Genomic DNA, 22,180 nt, shown 5'->3' on the forward strand with positions numbered 1-22,180 from the left:
GAAAGGTCAACCTTTTAATTGACATTTTTTGACCTTTATTTTGACCATTTCTGATAAGGCAGGAGGCGGATGTGGCGGAGGTCTTCCCAGGGGTAAAAGTCCCCATCCAGCCAAAGCCCCCTAGCATCCCAGAAGCCCTTAAAATAAGCCTGGCGCTTGTCCCAGATGCGTCCCAGCCGGTCATAGCGGTTGAGCTGGAATTCAACCGGGCGCCGGTAAACATAAGCCTGGTAGAGGACTTGACTAATCGCTTGAGCAGACATTTGAGCTTCTTTAACATTGTCTTTTTGGTCTTCTTTGATATTGCCTTCAATGCTCTGGACCAGTTCATCTAAGGCAAAGGCCGTCCGCCACTTCAAGTGAAAGCCGCGGTCGTGGTAGGCATTATAATCGGTAAAGTGCTTGCCCCTCCTAGCCATCAGTTGCCACATCCTCGATCCCCGCCATGCCCCCTGCATGTCCGCCCACGAGCTGGGACCGTGCGATAGCGCGGGCACCGGAACATAGCGAGGTAGCGGGGACCAGGCTCTTAAAGCCATACTTCTGACGGATCTTATCGATGACTGCTTCCAGAGCATCCGTCTTGGGATCAGCGGCGAAGAGGGACAGCTGCTCACAGCCCGCTTCCTCCAGGTCAAAGGCCGAAACGCCGATATTTCGAACCACTTGCCCCTGGTAAATTTGAGCAAATAAGCGCTCGAGGACGGGAAGAAGCTCAGACCGGCGCTGGCTGGCCAAGAGTCGACCCGAAGCCCGGCGAAAGGTCTTCCCATCCGGCGAACAGTAGCCCTTGGAATAGCCCAGGACCAAGGTCAGGCCCTGCGCCTTATAGCCCTCCCGGCGCAAACGCGTGGCCAGCTGCTCACCCATCTCCTTGACCACAGTCAGGATCTCGCCAGCCTGGTCATAATCGCGGGGCAAGATTTGATGGTTACCCAGGCTCTTAGTCTCCGGCGGCTTGAGGGGTTCGATAAAAGACCGGTCGATCCCCCAGCTGTGGGCATAGAGCTGCTCGCCTAGCCGACCAAATTTATCGCGGAGCAGATAGGGATTGCTGTGGGCTAGGTCGTAAATGGACTGGATGCCCAGGGCCTGGAGCTTGCGGGCCATCCGCTTACCGATCCCCCAAAAGTCCGTCAGGCCGTCCATTTGCCAGAGAGTCTGGGGCACATCTTCATAGCGCCACTCCGCCCGCATATTTTTCTGATGTTTAGCCGCATTATCCAAGGCCAGCTTGGCTAATAAAGGATTGTCCCCGATACCGACCGTCACATAGATGCCGGTTCCTTCATAGACCGCCCGCTGGACCATAGCTGCAAAATCACCCGCTGTCGCCTGCTTAAAGAGGCGCATGGAAGCACTGATATCCAGAAAGCTCTCATCGATGCTGTAGACAGCATGGTCCTCCGCCGCCACAAAAGACCGATAGATCTGGTTAATCTCCTGGTTTTTCTCCATATAATAGCGCATGCGCGGGGGCACAATATAGAGGTCATCGGGATAAGGATAGGGCAGGTCCCCGGCCCGGGACACATTGGAAATCCCATAGGCTTGCTTGGCAGCTGGTGACGAGGCTAGGATCAAGCCCGAAGCTCTTTGCCTAGGGCCATCTGCTGGATAAGACATCACGACTAACTTAGCGGTTAAAGGATCTAAGCCGCGGTCTACCGCCTCCACAGAAGCATAAAAGGACTTGCAGTCAATGCAGAGAATCTCCCGGCGCGGTTCCTTGTCATAGTCAAAAACATAATCATCATGAACTTCCATAATACTCCCTCCTACAGAACATGTGTTCCCATCTATTATAGAACACATGTTCTGTAAATGCAATTAAAAAAGAGCCCGGCAAAATCGAGCTCTTCAGTGGGAAAGTATTTTACTTCTTGTCTTGGTGTAACTTATCGATGAAGACCGCAATGGCATTGTCACCCGACACATTGGCGGCTGTTCCGAAACTATCTTGGGTAATATAGAGAGAAATCATCAGCTGCTGCATAGAGTCTGAAACAATCCCAACCATTGGCAGGAAAGGCAAGGCCGACATAATGGCTCCACCTGGCGCTCCTGGCGCAGCGACCATGGCGACTCCCAGCATCATGATAAAGCCAAGCATCATCGAGAAAGGATGAGGCATATCATACATCAGCAAGAGGGTCATGGAACAGCAAGTAATGGTGATCATCGACCCGGCCAAGTGGATGGTCGCACAGAGCGGCACCACAAAGTTCCGGATATCTTCAGACACCCCATTCTTCTCGGCACATTCAATATTGACCGGAATGGTTGCTGCTGATGACTGGGTCCCAACGGCTGTAATATAGCCTGGAATCTGGTTCTTGATCAATTGGATCGGATTCTTACCCGCATAGAGACCAGCTACCACGAACATAGCGCTGATATAGAGCAGGTGAAGAATAATCACCACAATGAAGACCTTCCAGAAGACACCCAGAATCGTGAAGACCGAGCCGGTGTAGGATAAGTTGGCGAAGTTCCCGAAGATATAAATAGGAAGTAAGGGAATCACCACTGTCGCTAAGACCTGGGTGATCACTTCACCAAAGTCGCTAAAAACTTCATAGAGGGCCTCGCCCTGGCCTTTTTGCCGTAACCAAGAAATCCCTAGCCCCATCATGAAGGCAAAAATAATAGCACCTGTCACATCGAAGAAGGGCTCCAAGGGAATTTCAAAGATAGGGGTCAGACCCTCCCCTGCCTCATTCAGCTTCTGGACTAAGTCATCCGTGATGAAGTGAGGAAAGAGGGTAATAGCGGTGGTATAGGCGATGGACCCCGCGATCAAGGTCGAAATATAGGAAGTCAGTGCGGTAATCCCCAACAGACGCCCAGCCCCATCACTCAAGTCAGCAATCCCCTTGATCACTAAACCAATGATCATAAAAGGAATCACGAAGTTCAGGAAACTAGAGAAGATGGCGGAGAAGGTGATAAAGGCACGCAGGAACCATTCCGGAATAAAGGATAATTGTCCGGCAATAATCCCTAAAATAATAGCAATAATCAGTCGCGGCACAAGGCCTAATTTTTTCTTTTTCTGCTCACTTGTCATAAGCAATCCTCCTATAATTAAAAAAACCACCGGGGTGGAAAATATGAGTATTTTTTAATTTTTCCCACTGTCTTCTAATCATAGCAAAAGCGCCAGGCAAAGTAAACAATATTTTAAAGGATCTTAAGCTTTACAGGGGCTTGATGACACGGCAAAACAAAAAGATCCTGCGGTCAACAGGATCTCAGTTATTTGATTAGCGGCATGTCTTTCCAATTGAGCCCTTAGATAGGCAGTCCCCATTGTCTGAGGCGGGCTATCATGCCGGATTCGATGCCCTTGATGGCGAGGAGGTCATTGGCGTCAGCTTGGGCCAGGGCTTGGAAGCTCGCATAGCCTGCTTCTGCCAACAAGGCAGCGCCCTTCTCACCGAGCACTTGTTCAAGCCACCAAGCCGCCACTTCTGGTCCAGCTTCTTGGCCATGCGCTTCGCCCCTTTCGAAAAGAAAGGCGGAATAGGCCTGGTTGCGGAAGCTCTCGCCGTCATCATCCCCGGCATTATACAGGTGGTAGAGATTGAGGCTTTCCGCTAAGTTCTGGTCCTCTTCCAGGTCAGCCAAGGTCAAGCTTTGAGCTGGTTTGGCTTTGGCCTTTTCCTTGAAGAACTTATAACTGTAGTCATCAGACAAGAGACTAGGCAGGATGGGGTTAGCCGCCAAGATCAGGGTCTGGTAGTCGTGCTTGGTCAGGTAATCGACTAGATGGCGGGGGGTCATTTCGAGGTCCACAATGTCTTCGATGGGCCAGTTATCCTGGCTGAAGAAGTCGACCAAGTCCGAGTTGAGGCGGTTGAGTTCCTGCCAGAAATAATCCACCCAGAGCAAGTGGTCGGTCCGGTAAGCGAGTAGAAGACAAGGTAGGAGGATGATCTCATGGATCTCGTCCGCCGCTATCTCTGGGTAAACTTGGACCATCCCTTCCCAGTCCCCCATATGGTAGTAGAGAATCAGGAGCTCCCGCTTAAATTCAAAACGCTCAGTCATCCCTGCCCGGAGCAAGATGTCATAGAGCTGAGCCGCCAAAGGATAGCGCCCCATCTCCGTATAGAGCGAGCCAATCTCGTGGAGCAAACGGAGATAGGGCCGCTGAGCAAGATTGGCATAGGAGAGCCTAGCTTCCTTCAGATAAGTCCCCTTGTGTTCCTGGGCCAGCGCCTCCAGGTAGAGGAGCCGGGCAGGCAGGGGAATCCGCTCCAAGCGCAACATCAGAGCATCTAAGTTCTCCGGCCATAGCTCTAGGGCCTGGTCCAGGTAGCGCTCATGTGCCGACACAATCTCCAGGGCCCAGGCCCGCTCCAGGCACTCCAAGGACTGGGCCTTTTCCTCATCTCCAGGCGCCTTCCGCAAGCGGTAAAATTCGATTTCAACAGTCCATTCTCCCATTCAGACGTCCTCCTCTATTCCTTTCATTTAGGGTCATTATAGCATGTCCAAGTGATAAAATAAGCCTTTTTGATCATTTTGTCCTTTTCTTGCAAAATTTGCAATAATCTTGACAGTTTTGGCTGCTGAGCTTGACATCTACTGGCCTTTTGTACAAGTTCAGCTGACAGCTATTGACTTTTCTACCGCTGTGGCCTTTAATTAAGGAAAAAAGACCCCAGAAAGGAGCTTTCTATGATCAAAAGAATTCACGTTATCGGGACCGGTGGCACTATCTCAGCGGCGGGTGAGGCTGGCAAGACCACATCCTACCAAGCGGGAGCCTTCGATGCCAGCCAATTGCTGGAGGGACTACCGAGCCTGGATGGCATAGCCGACCTGACCTATGAGCAGATCTTCTCGGTAGCCAGCGAGTCCCTGTCCAATGCCCAGCTCCTCCAACTGGGCCAGCGCGTGCAAGCGGTCTTGGCCGATGAAAGCGTCGATGGTGTCGTCATCAGCCATGGGACCGACACCCTGGAGGAAACGGCCTACTTCCTCCATCTCACCGCCCCTTCAGACAAGCCCATCGTCCTGACCGGAGCCATGCGCCCCGCCACGGCTGCCAGTGCAGACGGCCCCATGAACCTCTACCAGGCCATCTGCCTAGCCGCTAGCGACCAAGCAGTGGGCATGGGAGCCTTGGTTGCCTTCTCCGACGGCATCTACTCTGGGCGCGATGTCCAAAAGACCAGCAACTTCCGCCCCCAAGCCTTCGACAGCCGGAACCTGGGCTGCCTGGGCTACCTGCGCGAAGACCAGGCCTACTTCCTCCAGCGCCCCACCAAGCCCAGTCCTCGGATCGACCTAAGCGGCATCGACCAGCTCCCCCGGGTGGACATCGCCTACTACCATGTGGGTGCCTCAGCAGACATCCTGGACTTCTTCAAGGACCACGCAGACGGCATCGTCCTCGCTGGGGTAGGGACCGGCAATATCAGCCAGGACTGGTGCGACTACATCAAGTCCCAAGAAGATCAGCTCCCCCCTATGGTCCGCAGCTCCCGGGTGGCAAACGGCCTAACCGTCTACGAAAGCAGTGTCGACGAGGGCATGCCCTTCATCCCCTCCGGCAGCCTCCCCCCAAGCAAGGCCAAGATCTTGTTGACCCTTCTCTTGACCCAGACCCAGGACCCCCAAGCCATTCGAGAAGCCTTTGGACGGTATTAGAAGATAAGAAAAAAGTTGAGAAACTAGCTTGAGCTAGGATCTCAACTTTTTCTTTTGCTTTAATATAGCACTAATTAACAGAAGACAAGGACTTTCATATTTAAAGAAAGCTATGATAAATTTTATAGCCTATACTTTCTAAAATTTAAACTTCTCTAATTCTCAGTATTAATGACTAGTAATCCAAAAACTATACTGATTATTTTGAGCAGGAGTAGAGCTTTGAAGTTGGCCCTTAGCCATGACTAAGCAAGCGATGTGAATTAGGGATAGTTGGCGTTAAGCCTTACTAGCCCTTTGAAGCTCGCTAGGCGAGAGACCTTGGCTCGAGCCGGTGCCATGGCTTTTCAAGGGCCAAATTTAAAAGCGGAACGGATGCTCACTAGCACAATTTGTCAAAACAATAAGCTTCGATTTTATTGTGTTAGTGTATTAACTAAAGATAACTGTTAGCTATTGGGCAAGCAAATTATTTTTCTTTTGGCTTAAATATGATCAGGCAATTAAAGATAGTCATTGCCAGAATGACAATAACTTTAAAGACGGTTAAGCCATCTTCGAATAAATAATCTAATGTAGCGGAAGTTAAAACGGTAATGTAAAAGAACTTTACAAGGTCAGGTAGTTTGTAAAAGAATTGGTGGATTTTATTCAGCATGGGAAGCCCTCTCTTAGCCTGATATCGTGGCATGTTTACATGTCAAAGTTAACAAGAATAATAGACGCTTGCAAGTGATATTGTCTATATCTACCTGATATCAGCTATCATTTCTTAATCCCCTAACTTAGAAAAAATAACTCGAAGATAAATCCATTGATTGACCTTCGAGCTAAACTTAATCTACTTGTATCATTGTTAACATTTAATGATTGTCTTTTTCCTCATCGTCTCTTCCTTGGTCTTGGTCCTTATCTTCGTACAGATATTTCTTCTTGATCCACTCAATAAAAGCGAAAGTTAGTGAAGCCGAAAGGACAAAGATAAATATACTGAACCAGTTAACCATGTTACCTGTCCTTTCTTATTGTGAGCGAATACTGATTGGGCTTACCAGTGGGCCATATTCAGCAGGAGCCCCTTCAATATATTGGGCACGCACGATGGCTCCATTACTTAGTGCATCCTCCGTCACACTCCCTAAAACAAAAGTTAAAATAGTTCCTACGAAATTTTGAGCTGTCGTACTAATTCCAATACCTACTAATGCCGGTCCAATTACTGGTGCAAGTATAGCACCAGCAGCTGCTACCCCCGTACCAACTAAAGTTGTAACAACTAAGCTATTCATATAGACATCAAACTGGCCATTTCCTAAATCAACGATCTTATTCTCTCCACGTGTGGTTGCTCTTGAAGTAGGATTCAAAGTCGCATAAACATAATCATATGTTTCTTTATCAATCTGACCAGATCGATAGGCTTCTTGAGCAGAATTAACAATGTCTTGGTTCGTAAAAGTCACTATAGTTTGCTCCTGCGTTTGTACAGTTTCCTCTTCAACTTGGGAAGCTTGTACAATATTAGAGCCAGAGCTTAAAGCAATGGGTGAAAGTAAAAGGGCGACTGCAGTTGAGGCTAAAAACTTCTTTTTATACATATAGTGCTCCTTTCTTGTCCAAGGGGGCTAGCTACATGTTTAAAGTAACAAAAATTACAAGCGCTTTCAAGCAATATTGCCTAAACCTATATTATATTAGACATTTTTTATCTAACTCATTATTTACTCATCCGCTAACTTAGCCTGGGTATCTTTGCGGATTTCTTCCCGGAGCTGGGTCATGTAGTCAGAGAACTGAACCTTGTCGTCGGCATAGGTCAGGTTGAAGGACTTCTCAAAGTCAGTCCAGGTATCTAGGTCGGACAGGTTATGCTGGATCAGGGCTTCCTGGCTATCGATGGCCTTATAGATCTTCGCTTCAAGCGTCGTGCGCTCTTCCATCTCACGGTATAGGGCCGTCATTTTTTGTGCGGTATCATCAGGAAGAGAATTCACCCAATTCTTCAGCAAGTCCTGCTCCTTGACCTCGTCCGCTTCCCCCTTGTCAAAGGTCGGAATATCTCCCGTGAAGCACTCGCCCAGGTCATGGATGATACACATTTGAATCACCTTATGCATATCCGCCTGGGGGAATTCCTCCATCAAAAGAAAAGCCATCAGGGTCATCATCCAGGAGTGCTCAGCCACACTCTCATGCCGGCCCTCCTCTGTGTAACAATGCCGGGTCGTGTCCTTTAACTTGGCAGCCACTGATAAAGCATCGAGTAATTCTCTTGGGTTCATTGGCGTCCTCCTTAACAAGCGCTTGGGATTTCATCATTCTCTATTTATCCTAACACAAACTTTTCAACTTTGAGAAGACTCTGGAGCTTGCGGTGGGCTGATGCTATTTTTACTCGCTTGAGCCACAAATCATTCCAAATCAAAAAGCCCCCTCCCTAGCTCGACAAGCAAGCTTGCCAAGCCTAGGAGAAAGCTGGGGCTTTTTACTGGTATTTTTTACTTCATGGCTTCGACCTTGTGCATGGAGTACTGGCCGTAGCCGGTGGTGACCTTGTAGTAGCCGGTGAACTTCTCATCGATGGCGTCATCCATGGTGTAGATGAGGAAGGGGTTGGTGCCGATGGTCATGATCTTACTTGGGGTGGCGACAATGCTTAGCTTATCCTTGTCGATGTGGGCGAGGACCCGCTTGGAGAGCTGCTGGTTGCCCCGGCCGAGGATATAGCCCTGGCCACCCATTGGCGTCACGATCAGGCGGACATCTTCTTCCCCTTCAATGGTATCCAAGATCTCCTGCTCATTGGCATCCTTAACGAGGAGCTGGCGGTTCTTGATGATATCTACCCCGAGGACCGTCACATCTAGACCCAATTCGTCCATGATATGGCGGGTGGAGGTCCCTGAGCCAATCAAGTACATGGCGTCGTCATCCATATGGTCCAAAACATCCAGGGCGATAGATTCCTGGGCCGCCTCGTCCGACTGGGGACTGGCCGATTTCAAGTTCTGCATGAATTGACTGTGCTGGGGCACGCGGAGGTAACCGAAGACTTGAATATCCACCTCATCCTGGCGGAAACCAGCTTCGTCCAGGTCCAAGACCTCAGTTTCATGGTAGTCCATGGGGCTGTCCTGGGCCCATTCCGCCAGTAAGCGACCGGCAGACTCTGGGGAATTGGCATAGACAGCGGAGTAGATTTTAACCCCTGCTGGAACGCCGAGAGCTGGGATGTCCAAACCAATCTTCCGGCAGACATCCCGGGCTGTCCCATCGCCCCCCACAAAGACAAGGAGGTCCGGTTGGGCAGCTTTGGCGGCATCCAGGAAGGCTTCTGTATCAGACTTTTGAGTCTCCAAGGCTGCCTTTCCGCTCGGTTCATAGATGACCTCATAGTCGAGACCTGCTGCCTTGACCGCATTTTCACCCATGGCGCCAGCAGCCACCAGAACTTTCACCGGGGCATCAACAGCCGCCAATTGGTCTAGGGCCTTGCCAGCCTTGAGCTCCGCTTCCGGTTGGGCGCCCAGGTCTAGAGCCCGCTGCAAGATATCGGCCCCATCCGTCCCCTTCAAGCCAGCCCGACCACCCATACCAGCAATCGGGTTAATTAATAATGCCATTGTTTTCATCCCATCACTCCTCTTAAATATGTTAGCGTTTTCATTATAACATTTCCCTGGGCTGCCGGCTAGGGAAATGCTGGAATAAGGGCGCTAGTCGCTCCGCTTCCTTCTGTCTGGACATTGAGGGACAATGACCTGCTAATAAAATTCTTGAGTATAGGGCCTTGGACATGGACTTTCGAATAGGCGCTTAATTTGGAAGTAGGAGCGGTAGAGCTTTTGAATGCTAACTCTATTTGAAAGTAGAAGTACACAAACTTTCAAATGGCACTTCTATTCGAAAGTAGCCAGGCCTTAACTTTCAAATACAGGATTAATTTAGAACTAGGTGCAGAGTAACTTTTGAATAAGGCCTCTATTCAAAACTAGGAGTACACAAAGCCTCCAAGGAAGCCTCTGCTCGCAAAGAAATCCCTAAAAATCGATGTTGCTCTCAATAATTAAAAAACTAGCAAGGCTAAACAGTGTCTTGCTAGTTTCTTCGTCTATGCTTGGGGAGAGTAATCGTGCTCCCTCACACCTTTTGTAGTCAGGTTCGCAAAGGCAGAAAGGGAGTGACTTCAGCAAAAGGGAACGACCGGCTAAAGTCGTTCTTATCCCTTTTGCCTCCAGTCATCCCTTTCTGAACGCCTTTGCTCACACCCTGTGTAGTCGGGTTCGCAAGAGCAGCTTTGGAGTGCTTTCGCAAGTTGGAAACGTGCAAGCCTTGCTTGCTCTTATTCCAACTTACTCCAAGCATCCGTGTCTAACTGCCAAGTCTCGCACCCTATCTAGTCAGGTTCGGTCTGGCAGCTTTCCTGTCACTTCACAAGTCTCCGCCGCAGTCTTTTAGACTGGCTCTGCTGACTTGCTCCAGTGAAGGAAAGCTAAGCGCCAGCCCTCGCACCCTTTGTAGTCGGGTTCGCAAAGGCAGAAAGGGAGTGACTTCAGCAAAAGGGAACGACCGGCTAAAGCCGTTCTTATCCCTTTTGCCTCCAGTCATCCCTTTCTGAACGCCTTTGCTCACACCCTATCTTAATAATAATGTCCGTGGCGGTAGTCCCAGCTGTTGAAGTGGTCGGCTAGGATTTGGAGGATGCGGTCGTTGTAGACGCCTTTACGGATTAAGATTGGAGCTGGGGTGATGTCGCGTTCACCGTGTTGTTCAGGTACTAATTCACCGGATTCGTCTTCAACGAAGGAGACCATGACCCCTTGTTCGTAGCGGGTGTTTTCGTCCTTGTTGGGTTGGATGGAAGCGACATAGTCATCGGCTTCGATAATCAGGTCGGCTTCGTTTTCGATTTCTTCCCCGATGCCTTCAACGACACCGCGGTTCCCTTTACCGGAAGGATTGGCAGAGGAAGCGAACATGAGGCGGCCTTCGCGTTCCCAGAGTTCATGGGCGATTTGTTCACCAGGTACCCCGAAGCGGATAACGAAGCAGCTGGTGCCACGAACGTCCGTCGCTAATTCTTCAGACCCGTCTCCTGGCATGTATTTAGCCTTAGCCTCTTCTTGCCAAGGGAGGATGCAGCCCATCAAGATGTCTTCGTCCCAGCATTGTTGGTAGAAGGCTTCGATTTCAGGGGTCATCTTAGCTAGGCTCTTCAATTGTTCCATAGAACCGCAGAGGGTAACGCCTGGTTTGTTCCGTTTACGGTGTTTCACTGCGAATTTACGTTCCAAGCCTTCCTTGTCGCTAGTCCCGATAATGTAGCCCACCTTAGTTGGAGATACAATCATCCCACCTTGGCCTAAAAGAATATCAACGGCTTCCTGGTTTGTTTGGCCATCCCAATGTACTTTCTTTGTCTCTGTCATAGTAATCCTTCTTTCTATTATTTAAGCATCATATTTATGGTCATTCGCTGCTTCATAAGCGGCGATAGCATCTTCGTGTTTCAAAGTTTCCGTAATATCGTCCAGACCTTGGAGGAACTTGTTCTTGATCTGATCATCGATGTCAAAATGCTTGTCCCCCAATGGTGAGTGGATGACTTGTTCTTCAAGGTCCACTTCAATCTCTGTCTCAGGATCAAGGTCAGCCAGACCCTGGCGGTAGGCTTCATCTTCAATGGCAACTGGCAGGAGCGAGTTCTTGGTACAGTTCATGTAGAAAATATCCGAAAAACTTCCTGCAATGACTACCTTGAAGCCATACTGGCTGAGCCCCCAAACCGCGTGTTCACGCGAGGACCCGCAGCCAAAGTTGTCGCCAGCCACTAAGATGCTGGCCCCTTGGTAGGCGTCTTGGTTGAGGATAAAGTCAGGGTTGTCAGTCATCTCCTTGTCCAAGTAGCGCTGTTCAAAGAAGATGAAGTCTTCGTAACCGAACTTGGAGATCCGCTTGATAAAGGCTTTGGGCATGATCTGGTCGGTATCAATATTATCGTTCATCATCGGCACAACACGGCCGGTGTGCTGTCTAATAGCTTCCATCTGCCACCTCGATTTCTGCTGGTTGGATTTGGCGAACATCAACAATCTTACCGGCTACGGCTGAGGCCGCTACGGTTGCGGGACTGGCTAGGTGGGTCCGCGCATTCTGGCCCATCCGGTGCTCATAGTTCCGGTTGGTGGTTGAAAGAACATGCTCATAAGCTGGATAGCTATCCGGGTTCATGCCCAGGCAGGCGGAACAGCCTGGCTCCCGCCACTCCAGACCTGCGTCAATAAAGATTTGGGCAATGCCCATCTCTTCTGCTGCATGCTTCACCCGCTTAGAGCCAGGAACCACAATGCCTGAAATATTATCGGCAATCTTATGCCCCTTGAGGTACTTGGCGGCTTCCACCAGGTCGCTCAGGCGGGAATTGGTGCAAGAGCCGATGAAGATATGTTGGAGGGGCACATCTTGGTGGTACATGCCGGGTTCCTCATCCATGTATTCATAGGCCCGCTCATAGTCCGCATTGCCGTTGATTTCAGGATAGGGTTCGTCGATGGCGACCCCCATCTCAGGGTTGGTCCCCCAAGTCACATAAGGTTTGAGGTCCGATACATCCAAACTAATATAAGCATCATACTGGGCATCCGGATCGGTCTTCAGTTCCTTCCAGTCCGCAATGGCGGCTGCCATATTTTCTGGAGCTTCAGGCCGGCCTTCAATCCAATCGAAGGTGGTTTGGTCGGGTGCGATCATCCCCATCTTGGCGCCAAATTCGATACTCATGTTGCAGATGGTCATCCGGGCTTCCATGGTTAGATTTTCAATGGTTTCCCCGAAGTATTCCACTGCATAACCTGTCCCGAAGCCGGAACCGTAGCTCGCAATTAATTTAAGAATAATATCTTTGGCATAGGTTCCGTGGGGCAGCTTACCGGTGATTTCAACCCCCATTTTCTTGGGCTTGGTTTGCCAAATCGACTGGGTAGCGAGAACGTGTTCCACTTCTGAGGAACCAATCCCGAAAGCCAGGGCACCGAAAGCCCCGTGGGTCGCCGTGTGGGAGTCCCCGCAGACGATGGTCCGTCCTGGTTGGCTGGCCCCGAGTTCTGGTCCAATCATATGGACAATCCCCTGGCCATCCGAGCCGATACCGTTAAGCTCGATGCCGAAGTCCTCGCAGTTCTTGCGCAGGGCATCGATCTGTTGGCGGCTGATTTCATCTTTAATATTGAAGACATCTTTCGTTGGCACATTGTGATCGATAGTCGCGATGATCTTGTCCGGGCGTCTCACTGGCCGTCCCTGTTCACGTAAGGACTCAAAACCTTGAGGCGTCGTTACCTCGTGAATCAAGTGCAAGTCCACATAGAGGAGCTGCGACCCGCCTTCTTCGCCCGCTAGGACGTGGCGGTCCCAAACTTTATCAAAGAGTGTTTTTCCCATTTTTTATTTGGCTCCTTTCATCAAGTCTAACAAGGCTTGGGTAAAGGTCGTCGTACTTGCTTCACCCCCTAAATCCTTGGTTTTTATTCCTTTAGCCATTAATTCTTCAGCTGATGCTTCCACAAAGTCGGCGGCCTCATAGAAGCCAAAGCTCTGTCTGAGCATCATGGTCACACTGAGAATCATGGACATGGGGTTGGCGATATTCTGGCCGGCAATATCAGGCGCTGAGCCGTGGATGGGTTCGTAGAGCGAAGGCCCCACTGTGCCGTGGCTAGCCGAGGCCTGCATGCCTAAAGAGCCAGAAAGAACAGAAGCTTCGTCGGATAAGATGTCCCCAAAGAGGTTCTCGGTTAAGACCACATCGAAGTCCTGGGGTTGGGTGACAATCTTCATCGATGCTGCGTCGACATAGAGGTGGTTGACCTCAACATCCGGATAGTCCGCCTTGATGGCTTCAACCGTATGGCGCCACAAGCGGCTAGAGGCTAAGACATTAGCCTTGTCAACGCTAGTTAATTTCCCGCGCCGGCTCTGGGCCAGTTCGAAAGCTTTGCGGGCAATCCGCTCCACTTCCTCCCGGCGGTAAGGCATGAGGTCAGAGGCATAGTCCGTCCCTTCCACCTTGTCGCCGAAATAGGCCCCGCCAGTTAACTCTCTCACCACGACAAAGTCTGTCCCAATCACCCGGTCAGCCTTTAATGGCGAGAGGTCGGCTAGGGAAGCCCCTACCTTCACCGGCCGATAGTTGGCGAAAAGGCCTAAGTCCTTGCGCATGGCTAAGAGCCCGGCTTCAGGGGTGACCTCGCAGTGCTCATACTGGGGTGCTCCAATGGCCCCTAAGAGGATGGCATCCGCTTGGTGGAGGGCTTCTTGGGTAGTCTTTGGATAGGGATGGCCGCAAGCGTCGATCCCAGCTCCACCAAAGGGCTGAGGATCAAGGTCAAACTGGTAACCGTAGCGGTCAGCTACCGCATCGAGAACCGCCAAACCGCTGGCCATGATCTCTTCACCGATGCCATCCCCAGCTAGGACAACAATCTTCTTGGTATCAGTCATCGGCTAGGCCTCCTTTGTGTCTTGGTCAGCTTTCAGTTTACCGCAGGCTTGGACATAGGCCATGGCGGAAGCGGTGACCACATCGTAGTCGATCCCGCTCCCATTGTACTGGGTCCCGTCTTCATTAGCAACAGCCACATGGACTTCAGCCTGGGCATCGATCCCACCGGTCAGAGCTTCTAAGCGGTAGTCGGTCAAGTGGGAATTGGCCTGCATGATGTCATCGACCGTATTGAAGATGGCTTCGATCGGCCCCTTGCCCATGCCTTGGCCGGTTACCACTTCGGCATCTTCCTTGTTTTCCTTGATTTGGATCACGGTAGATGGAATGCCATTGGTCCCCGTCATCAATTGGAGACTAACCAGTTTGTAGTCAGCGGCTTGTTCATCTTCATGGCCGAGGACTAAGTAGCGGATATCTTCATTCGATACCTGTTTCTTCTTATCAGCCAGGACCTTGAACTTAGCAAAGGCAGACTTGATATCTTCTTCTGACAAGTCGAAGCCCAAGTCTTCCAGACGCTTGCTGAAGGCGTGACGGCCAGAAAGTTTACCCAGTGGCAAGGCATTGGTTTGAACCCCCACCATTTGTGGCGTAATAATTTCGTAAGTTGAGGCATTCTTGAGGACGCCATCTTGGTGGATGCCGGATTCATGGGCGAAGGCATTGTCCCCGATGATCGGTTTGTTACGTGGAACAGGCATCCCGGACAAGTGGGACACGAGATCAGACAAGCGCTTGGTCTGTTCCAGGTTGATATGGCTGGTGCATTGGTAGTGGTCTTCCCGGATTCTTAAGGCCGTGGCTACTTCTTCCAAGGCTGTGTTCCCAGCTCGTTCACCAATCCCGTTAATGGTTCCTTCTACCCGGGTGGCCCCGTTCTCAATCGCTGCTAAGGCGTTGGCCGTTGCCATCCCTAAGTCATTGTGGCAGTGGCAGGAGAACATGACCTCATCGAACTTCGGACATTCCTTTTGTAAGTATTGGAAGATCTCGGCCATTTCTTTAGGGTTAGTGTAGCCGGTCGTGTCTGGGATATTAATAATGGTTGCCCCGGCTTCGATAGCGGTATTAACAGCTTCAGCTAAGAAGTCGAGCTCGGTCCGCGTCGCATCTTCCGGTGAGAATTGAACACTTTCGAAGTATTGCTTGGCATAGCGAACATGGTGGGCAATATTTTCAAGGACCTCTTCTTTAGTCATCTTTAATTTATATTCGCGGTGGATCGGGCTGGTGGCAAGGAAGACGTGGATGGAAGGTGACTTAGCATTCACTAAGGCATCACGAACCGCATCGATATCCTTCTCACGGCAGCGCGCCAGACCAACAGTCGTTGTTGACTCTAGGCTATCTGCAATAGCTTTCACGGCTTCGAAGTCACCAGGACTTGAAATAGGGAAGCCGGCTTCAATGGCATCAATGCCCCACTCTTCTAATTGTTTAGCGATACGAACTTTTTCTTGGGTATTGAAGTTAACGCCTGGCGTCTGTTCCCCATCACGGAGGGTTGTATCAAAAAAATCGATCTGTTTCATTTCGTCTCTCCCTTTCCACATTTTTGGAATCCATCACTTCAAAAGAAAAGGCACCTTGTTACGGAACAAGGTGCCTGCCACCTGCTCCCCTTTGTGTACGCAAATAGGACGCAGATGTTAGTTTAAGAACCACATATGCGCCTGCTAGCATAATAATAAGAGAGCAAGTTGACGGAAAAGTTTACAACAAGGATAGTTGCTGGTCATTGGCATGTTAGTTTGCGAAGTCATAAAGTCCATGTCTCTTACTCCCTTTCTGTGGTTTCTTAATTCATGTTTTAATCTTAGTCTAATTTGATCGAATTGTCAAACTATTATTGCGGAAAAATTAAGTTTTTTTGAAATGATTTTAATCTTTGGCTTGTAAAGCTTTTAGAACGGTGCTGATGAGCATACGTTACGCTTTTGAATTTGGTCCTTGAATTTTAAAGGGTCAAGAACGGCTAACGCCGTTTTGTACTATATCCGTAAGTCGCTTGCGCTCAGATAGCTATACACCACCGGTTCGAGCCTTGGTCTCTCGCCTAGCAAATCTCAAACGGCTCGTACGGCTAAAAATTAGCCTACTAGCCGTAATTCGCTTTGCTTGCTTAGACGTGGCTAAGGACCAACTTCAACGCTTCACTCCTGCTCATAAATGCATTGCTGAACAAATTCTAGTTAAAATTTAAATTATGCTAGGAAATGTAGAATGGTTATAAAAAAGATTGACTTAGAATTCTATGGTTTCCTATTAAAGTGGCCTATTCGTAAATTTTAGAAGTGGCTACTTGCTAAGGAGGCTCTCGTTTGAAAGTTGGAGAGGGACTACTTGCTAACTAGGTCCTCATTTGAAAGTTGGAGAGCGGCTACTTGCTAACTAGACCCTCATTTGAAAGTTGGAGAGCGGCTACTTGCTAACCAGACCCTCGTTTGAAAGTTGAAAAGGGACTACTTGCTAACTAGGCCCTCATTTGAAAGTTGAAGAGCTTTAGGGAAGAGAAGCGTCAATTTAGCACATAAAAAGGTTGAGACAAAAGCTCAACCTCTCAGCATAATACTAGATTTGTTAAATTTGTAAGGCAGTGGACTTTTCTAAGCTTAGCGCTAGCCTTCGCACCCTGTTTTAAAATTTTTCATCCCAGAGTTTCATCAGGGCCTGGGTGCCGGCGTCTTCGTAGCCTTTGCTGGCTAGGCGTTGGTAGAAGTCGTAGGCCATTTGGCAGGCGGGGAGGTCGATTTTCATGCGGTCGGCTTCGGCTAGGGCGATGCCCAGGTCTTTGATGAAGTGTTTGACGAAGAAGCCGGGGCTGTAGTCACCTTTGACAATCCGTGGCCCATAGGAGGACAAGGAGAAGTTCCCAGCGGCACCTGAGGATAGGGTGTCAATGACCTGGTTGACACCGAGCCCCGCCGCTTTGGCATAAACGAGGGTTTCCATGACCCCTAACATGGTCGCAGCAATCATGATCTGATTAGCCATCTTGGCATGCTGGCCAGCACCTGCTTGGCCGAAGTACTGGACGCTGGCACAGAAAGTGTCTAAGACAGGGCGAATTTTATCCGCTGCAGCTTGGTCGCCCGCTAATAGGCAGGTCAAACGTCCCTCGCGTGCCCCGATATCGCCCCCTGTCACGGGAGCATCCAAGACCTGGATGCCTTTGTCTTGACCAGCTTGGGCTAGTTCCTGGGCTAGGGCCGGCGTTGAGGTGGTCATATCGACAAAGATCTGCCCCTGGCGCGCCCCCGCAAAGAGGCCCTGGTCACCCAGGTAAACATCCCGCACATCATCGGGATAGCCGACAATGCTTAAGACTAAATCCACCTGGCCAGCGAGGGCTTCAGGTGAATCACACCAATGCGCTCCCGAAGCAACTAGGTCATCTGCCTTGGCCTTGGTGCGGTTATAGACAAAGAGCTCATAACCTGCTTCAAGGATGTGCCGGGCCATGGACTGTCCCATCACACCCAAACCAATAAATCCAACTTTCATCTGTCATCTTCCTCCCTTTCTTCACCGACCTGCAGGGGACGTTTGAGGAGCCAGTCACACTGGACTTCCTCGCCCATCACAAAAGCATGCTCGGAGAAACGTTCAAAGTGATATTTCTTATAGAAGGCCTGGGCCCTCAGATTATGCTCCCAAACCCCCAACCAAATATAGGGGCAGCTCCAGTCTCCAGCCTTAGCCAGGGCAAAATCCATAAGTACCGAACCGAGCCCTCGCCCCTGGTATCCCGGACGAATATAGAGGCGTTCGACCTCTAGCCAGTCTCGGGCTTGTTCTTCCGACTGCTGGTCGCCGCGATTGATTTTGATATAGCCCAAGATAGCGTCACCCTCCTTGAGATAATAGAAGGAAGCATCTTTTTGGGACAATTCCTGGGCCAATCGCTCTGGCGCATAAGCGGTCTCTAAGTAAGCCGTCATATCCTCATCCGAACACGTTCCCTCAAAAGTCGCCAAGTAACACTCGCGGCTCAGTTCAGACAAGTACCCCGCTTCCTCAACAGGGATCGCTTCAATAATCAGCTCCGCCATCCATCTCCCCCTCTCCATAAAGTCTTCTTAATCCTATTGTGGCAGATTGGCCTCTGAAAATAAAGAAAAAGCAGCTTCCAGGGCTGCTTTTTCAAAGAATGATACATTTACTTGGTCAGCTTATCAATCAGGCCGCCCAAGAGACCGCCGTCGTCCTCTTGATTCGCTTCTTTCTTAGATGCTTGGTCCTTTTCATCGACGGTGACATTGTCGATGACCTTACCTAGAAGGCTATCGTCTTCAGTCTGGTTTTCATCTACGGTCACGGCATCGAGGACCCGTTCTAAGAGACTGCCCCCTTCTTGTTGGCGGGCATGGTCTTCCACTTCACGAGAGACTTGGTCGGCTTCTTGGCCCATATCTTCGGCCGATACATTGTTGGACTTCCGGCGGTGGGCCAAGTACATGAGAACCATGGGCGCTAGGACAACCAGGGTCCGCTTAACAGAGGCCGCATCCATATTCAAGGCTTGGGCGATCTTATCAATGATCCCTTCTTTCTCATTCTGATCCTTGAAGACATGGTTGAGGATCTTGTCGCCATCCTCCTGGTCCACTTGCTTAGCTGCCTGATCGACGGATTCGAACTGGTCGGCCTTATCGTGGTCATTTAGGGCCTGGTTGAGCGAGTCAATCCCCGACTGGTCCTGGCTGTTGCGGTTGATCGCCTTCATAATCATCGGCAAGCCCAGCGTCATAATCTTCCCGAAGTCCGCTGAGGAAACATTGGCTTGCTTGGCTAAGGAGTCATTGGACTGGCCGCCCTGACCCGTCAACATCCCAATTAAATTGCCTGCTTGGTCAAATAAACCCATTACACACACGTCCCTTCTTTTTTCTTTTATTATAATTCAAAAAAACAGCCCCCACAAACAAAATGAATCCCTATTATCAAGTAAAATAATTTTTTCATATTTAATTTGTTTATAGCTTGTTTATCTAAATTGCACTAATGAGCATCCGTTACGCTTTGATTGTGATCGTTAAAAAGCCGTGGCACCGGCTCGAGCCAAGGTCTCTCGCCTAGCGAGCTTCAAACGGCTAGTAACGGCTTAGGCCGACTATCCGTAATTCACATCGCTTGCTTGGTCACGGCTAACGATCACAATCAAAGCTTCACTACTGCTCATCTCTAACATATATTGCTAAGTTCAATATTAAAGTTAATTACAAAAAATATGTAAATTGGATTTCTTAATTTACATATTCATTTTAATAGGGCCTAGCAAAAAAACATATGAAGGACCAGATTCAAAAGCGGAACGCATGCTCACCCGTGCCATTAATAGTTAAAATGATGTTTTTCAACAAAAAAGCACCAGGCTTTTACCTGACGCTAAACTCCTAACTATAAACTTCTTCTTTGAGAACTGCAATCTGTGGGTAGTTGCGCAATTGGCCCTTGAAGTCCAAGCCATAGCCCACCACAAACTTATCAGGAATCTCAAAACCAATCCAGTCAGCTTGGAAGTCCTTGGTCCGGCGAGCGGGTTTGTCTAGGAGAGCTACGGTCTTAATGGAAGCTGCCTGACGACTCTCCAAGACCTGGTAGAGATAGGTCAGGGTCCGTCCAGTATCAATGATATCCTCCACAAAGATGATATGGCGGTCCTTGACCGGCTGGGAGAGGTCCTTGACAATCTTCACCTCACCGGTCGACTCGAAGCCATCCCCATAGCTCGACACATCCATAAAATCAATCTCCAGGAGAATATCCATCTCCTTCATCAGGTCTGCCATAAAGGGCATGCCCCCCTTGAGCACACAGACCAAGAGCGGATTTTTATCCTGGTAGTCTTGGGCAATTTCCGCTGCCAACCCTTTAATCCGGGCCTGCAGGTCTTCCTTAGAAACTAGAATTTCTTCCATTAATTCATCCATCATTCGACACTCCCACTTCTGCTTAAAGCTTATACTGAGGCCTCATTTTGAGGCCTGGTTACTCCTATTCTACCAGTAAAGGGCTCAGCTTGGCAATTGGGTACCTTACAATCATCCGCCCTTTGTCCAAGCGAGCAAAAGCCTTATAATAGCATTAAAGAAAGGATGATTTAAATGACCCTAATGGACGATATTAACGCTTTTCGCGACGAAAGAGACTGGCGGCAATTCCACAATGAGAAGGACCTGGCCCTGTCTCTGGTCCTGGAGGCGAGCGAACTCCTGGAGATCTACCAGTGGAAGAGCGCGGAGGAAGGTAACCAGAACATCGAAGCTATCAAGGATGAACTGGCTGATGTCCTGATCTATGCCTTCATGCTAGCGGACAACTTGGACCTCGACATCGAAGAACTCATCCCCCGCAAACTCGCCAAGAATGCCATTAAGTATCCGGTGGACAAGAGCCGGGGACAGAATAAAAAATATACGGAGATTTAGGAAGGGTGTGAGGGAGCGCGGGTAGAAGTGGACCTCTGGAGCAAAGTGTCAGAGAAGACTAAAAGTCTTCGGTGGCGCTTTGTGAAGAGGAGCCACTTCTGCGCGACCGAACCCGACTACGAAGGATGTGAGCAGTTGCGCCCAGACTTGAATGACTGGAGCCCAAACGGAAAAGAGCGGCTTTAGCCGATCGTTCCGATTGGGTGAAGTCACTTCAAGTCTGCAACTGCGAACCAGACTAAGAAGGGGGTGGAGGGTGATTATACATACTTAAAAACTGATAACCCCCAAACGGAGCCTGCGATTGGGTCTTGGCAAGTCTTGACACACACTCAAGACCTTCGAATGTGTGTTGCGGACGACCAACACACATTCGAGACCTTGGAGTGAGTCTTGCGAGTCCTCAAGCCACAATGGAGAGCTCCGAATGGCTGTTGGAATGAAGCAAGCCACAAGCAAAGTCGGGGAGTGGGGATTGCTTGTAACTTACAATGGTCCCGATCCTAAAATCCCTATCATAAAAAGCCGGGCGAGTCTTAGGCATGACTCGCCCGGCTTTTCTGCCAATCATCCAGGGCTAGACGACTATTGACGCATTCTATTCTTCAAATTTAACCACTTGCATGCTGGTGACTTGGATGCCGCGGTTGCGCAGGTCGAAGTAGAGGGCGTTTTGCATGATCATCTTGTTGACGGCGATCTTATCATAAGGAGTGAAGAATTGGATGTAGACATTCATGGACCGGTTGCCGTATTCGATCCGGATCTGGGGCTTGGTCGAGGCCTCTAAACCATCCATCTTCCGTTTGAAGAGTTTGAGTTCTTCTTCCGTGCACTGTTCGAGGAAGCCTTCGTACTTTTCATAGGCCACCTTGGCGGTAATCTTCTTCACCTTTTCCAAGTCTTGGCCGTAATCAATAGGCACCATAACATCCACCACCACATAGGGGCTATCATGGTTGTAATTGTAGATGGCATGCTCGAAGATCCAGCGGTTGGGTACCGAGATGTAGCGGCCGGTATGGGTCCGGGCCTTGGTCATGGTCCCCACTTCAGCGAGGTTAATCTGGAGAAAATCCAGGTCCACCACTTCGCCGGAGACGCCATTAATATCGATCACACTGCCCACTTCTAAAGGCGAGCGCAGGATAATATAGAGATAGGCCACCAGGTCCACCACCACATCCCGCGAGGCCAGGGTGAGGAAGGCCAGGATGATCAGGATGATGACCCCCAGGAGCTTGGCCTGGGAGAACCAGAGGCTGAGGATAAAGATAAAGGCCAAGAAAAAGACAATGAGTCGGCTGAAGCGGTTAATCCGCTGGGCCAGGTTTTCATTATCCGTTAGTTTAGGTAAGAGCCATTTGAGCCCCTTCATGAGGAAGAAGGTCAACAAGATAGCAGCCAAGGAATAGAGAGCCTTTTCAATAAAGAGTTCAGAATCGAGTTGGTCACTGTTGAGGTATTCTAAGAAATGGTTCATAAGCGCCTCCTTTGCTTGTTCACTCATTCTAATCTTAGCATAAGTTGGAGTTTTATAAGTAGGCAAAAGGCTAGGAAATTTTTTATCATAATTCTCACGATC

At 49.7% G+C, this 22,180-nt stretch carries 19 protein-coding genes; 2 read left to right on the plus strand and 17 right to left on the minus strand.

Annotated features, from left to right (window positions below):
- Nucleotides 1-35: 35 nt before the first annotated feature.
- The 4 genes from AWM72_RS01545 to AWM72_RS01560 all read right to left on the minus strand — a co-directional run bounded on the left by AWM72_RS01545 (nucleotide 36) and on the right by AWM72_RS01560 (nucleotide 4,452).
- Complete coding sequence (locus tag AWM72_RS01545; protein WP_143485101.1) at nucleotides 36-431, minus strand: hypothetical protein; 396 nt, start codon at nucleotides 429-431, stop codon at nucleotides 36-38.
- A complete protein-coding gene (locus AWM72_RS01550) occupies nucleotides 412-1,767 on the minus strand; it encodes a Y-family DNA polymerase (RefSeq protein ID WP_067972130.1) in 1,356 nt (451 codons plus the stop codon). The genes AWM72_RS01545 and AWM72_RS01550 overlap by 20 nt, the downstream gene beginning before the upstream one ends.
- 109 nt (nucleotides 1,768-1,876) lie before the next feature.
- Entirely contained in the window at nucleotides 1,877-3,070 is a 1,194-nt protein-coding gene (locus AWM72_RS01555) for a dicarboxylate/amino acid:cation symporter (RefSeq protein WP_067972133.1), read from the minus strand.
- Between the two features lie 224 nt (nucleotides 3,071-3,294).
- Complete coding sequence (locus AWM72_RS01560; RefSeq protein WP_067972136.1) at nucleotides 3,295-4,452, minus strand: helix-hairpin-helix domain-containing protein; 1,158 nt, start codon at nucleotides 4,450-4,452, stop codon at nucleotides 3,295-3,297.
- 234 nt (nucleotides 4,453-4,686) lie between these two features.
- On the opposite strand from AWM72_RS01560, the gene AWM72_RS01565 reads away from it, so the two are divergent.
- A complete protein-coding gene (locus AWM72_RS01565; RefSeq protein WP_067972139.1) occupies nucleotides 4,687-5,661 on the plus strand; it encodes an asparaginase in 975 nt (324 codons plus the stop codon).
- 1,022 nt (nucleotides 5,662-6,683) lie between these two features.
- Here the strand turns inward: AWM72_RS01565 and AWM72_RS01575 are convergent.
- From AWM72_RS01575 to hpt, 12 genes are all read right to left on the minus strand, one after another.
- Nucleotides 6,684-7,259, minus strand: coding sequence for a hypothetical protein (locus AWM72_RS01575; protein ID WP_067972143.1), 576 nt, complete (start codon nucleotides 7,257-7,259; stop codon nucleotides 6,684-6,686).
- A 123-nt stretch (nucleotides 7,260-7,382) separates the two neighbouring features.
- Entirely contained in the window at nucleotides 7,383-7,943 is a 561-nt protein-coding gene (locus AWM72_RS01580) for an HD domain-containing protein (RefSeq protein WP_067972145.1), read from the minus strand.
- A 216-nt stretch (nucleotides 7,944-8,159) separates the two neighbouring features.
- Nucleotides 8,160-9,293 (minus strand): ATP-NAD kinase family protein, encoded by a 1,134-nt coding sequence (locus AWM72_RS01585; RefSeq protein WP_067972147.1) that lies wholly within the window; start codon nucleotides 9,291-9,293, stop codon nucleotides 8,160-8,162.
- Between the two features lie 1,008 nt (nucleotides 9,294-10,301).
- On the minus strand, nucleotides 10,302-11,090 hold the full coding sequence (locus AWM72_RS01590) for an L-threonylcarbamoyladenylate synthase (RefSeq protein WP_067972150.1): 789 nt from the start codon (nucleotides 11,088-11,090) through the stop codon (nucleotides 10,302-10,304).
- Nucleotides 11,091-11,111: 21 nt separating this feature from the next.
- Nucleotides 11,112-11,708: a 3-isopropylmalate dehydratase small subunit gene (gene leuD / locus AWM72_RS01595; RefSeq protein WP_067972153.1), complete on the minus strand. Its 597-nt coding sequence runs from the start codon at nucleotides 11,706-11,708 to the stop codon at nucleotides 11,112-11,114.
- Nucleotides 11,695-13,101: a 3-isopropylmalate dehydratase large subunit gene (gene leuC / locus AWM72_RS01600; RefSeq protein ID WP_067972156.1), complete on the minus strand. Its 1,407-nt coding sequence runs from the start codon at nucleotides 13,099-13,101 to the stop codon at nucleotides 11,695-11,697. Before leuC ends, leuD begins: the two co-directional genes overlap by 14 nt.
- 3 nt (nucleotides 13,102-13,104) lie before the next feature.
- Nucleotides 13,105-14,160: a 3-isopropylmalate dehydrogenase gene (leuB, locus tag AWM72_RS01605; RefSeq protein WP_067972163.1), complete on the minus strand. Its 1,056-nt coding sequence runs from the start codon at nucleotides 14,158-14,160 to the stop codon at nucleotides 13,105-13,107.
- Between the two features lie 3 nt (nucleotides 14,161-14,163).
- On the minus strand, nucleotides 14,164-15,696 hold the full coding sequence (locus tag AWM72_RS01610) for a 2-isopropylmalate synthase (protein ID WP_067972166.1): 1,533 nt from the start codon (nucleotides 15,694-15,696) through the stop codon (nucleotides 14,164-14,166).
- A gap of 1,105 nt (nucleotides 15,697-16,801) precedes the next feature.
- Nucleotides 16,802-17,668, minus strand: coding sequence for an NAD(P)-dependent oxidoreductase (locus AWM72_RS01615; protein WP_067972170.1), 867 nt, complete (start codon nucleotides 17,666-17,668; stop codon nucleotides 16,802-16,804).
- Nucleotides 17,665-18,216 (minus strand): GNAT family N-acetyltransferase, encoded by a 552-nt coding sequence (locus AWM72_RS01620; RefSeq protein WP_067972172.1) that lies wholly within the window; start codon nucleotides 18,214-18,216, stop codon nucleotides 17,665-17,667. The genes AWM72_RS01615 and AWM72_RS01620 overlap by 4 nt, the downstream gene beginning before the upstream one ends.
- Nucleotides 18,217-18,323: 107 nt before the next feature.
- Nucleotides 18,324-19,031 (minus strand): DUF937 domain-containing protein, encoded by a 708-nt coding sequence (locus tag AWM72_RS01625; RefSeq protein ID WP_067972174.1) that lies wholly within the window; start codon nucleotides 19,029-19,031, stop codon nucleotides 18,324-18,326.
- A gap of 529 nt (nucleotides 19,032-19,560) precedes the next feature.
- Nucleotides 19,561-20,097 (minus strand): hypoxanthine phosphoribosyltransferase, encoded by a 537-nt coding sequence (hpt, locus tag AWM72_RS01630; RefSeq protein ID WP_067972177.1) that lies wholly within the window; start codon nucleotides 20,095-20,097, stop codon nucleotides 19,561-19,563.
- Between the two features lie 174 nt (nucleotides 20,098-20,271).
- Between hpt and AWM72_RS01635 the strand changes: the two genes are divergently transcribed.
- Nucleotides 20,272-20,595 (plus strand): nucleotide pyrophosphohydrolase, encoded by a 324-nt coding sequence (locus tag AWM72_RS01635; protein ID WP_067972179.1) that lies wholly within the window; start codon nucleotides 20,272-20,274, stop codon nucleotides 20,593-20,595.
- 598 nt (nucleotides 20,596-21,193) lie between these two features.
- Here AWM72_RS01635 and AWM72_RS01640 read toward each other — a convergent pair.
- On the minus strand, nucleotides 21,194-22,078 hold the full coding sequence (locus tag AWM72_RS01640) for a mechanosensitive ion channel family protein (protein WP_067972183.1): 885 nt from the start codon (nucleotides 22,076-22,078) through the stop codon (nucleotides 21,194-21,196).
- Nucleotides 22,079-22,180: the final 102 nt, after the last annotated feature.

Origin of the sequence: Aerococcus sanguinicola, from assembly GCF_001543145.1 — a bacterium.
Taxonomy (GTDB): Bacteria; Bacillota; Bacilli; order Lactobacillales; family Aerococcaceae; genus Aerococcus; species Aerococcus sanguinicola.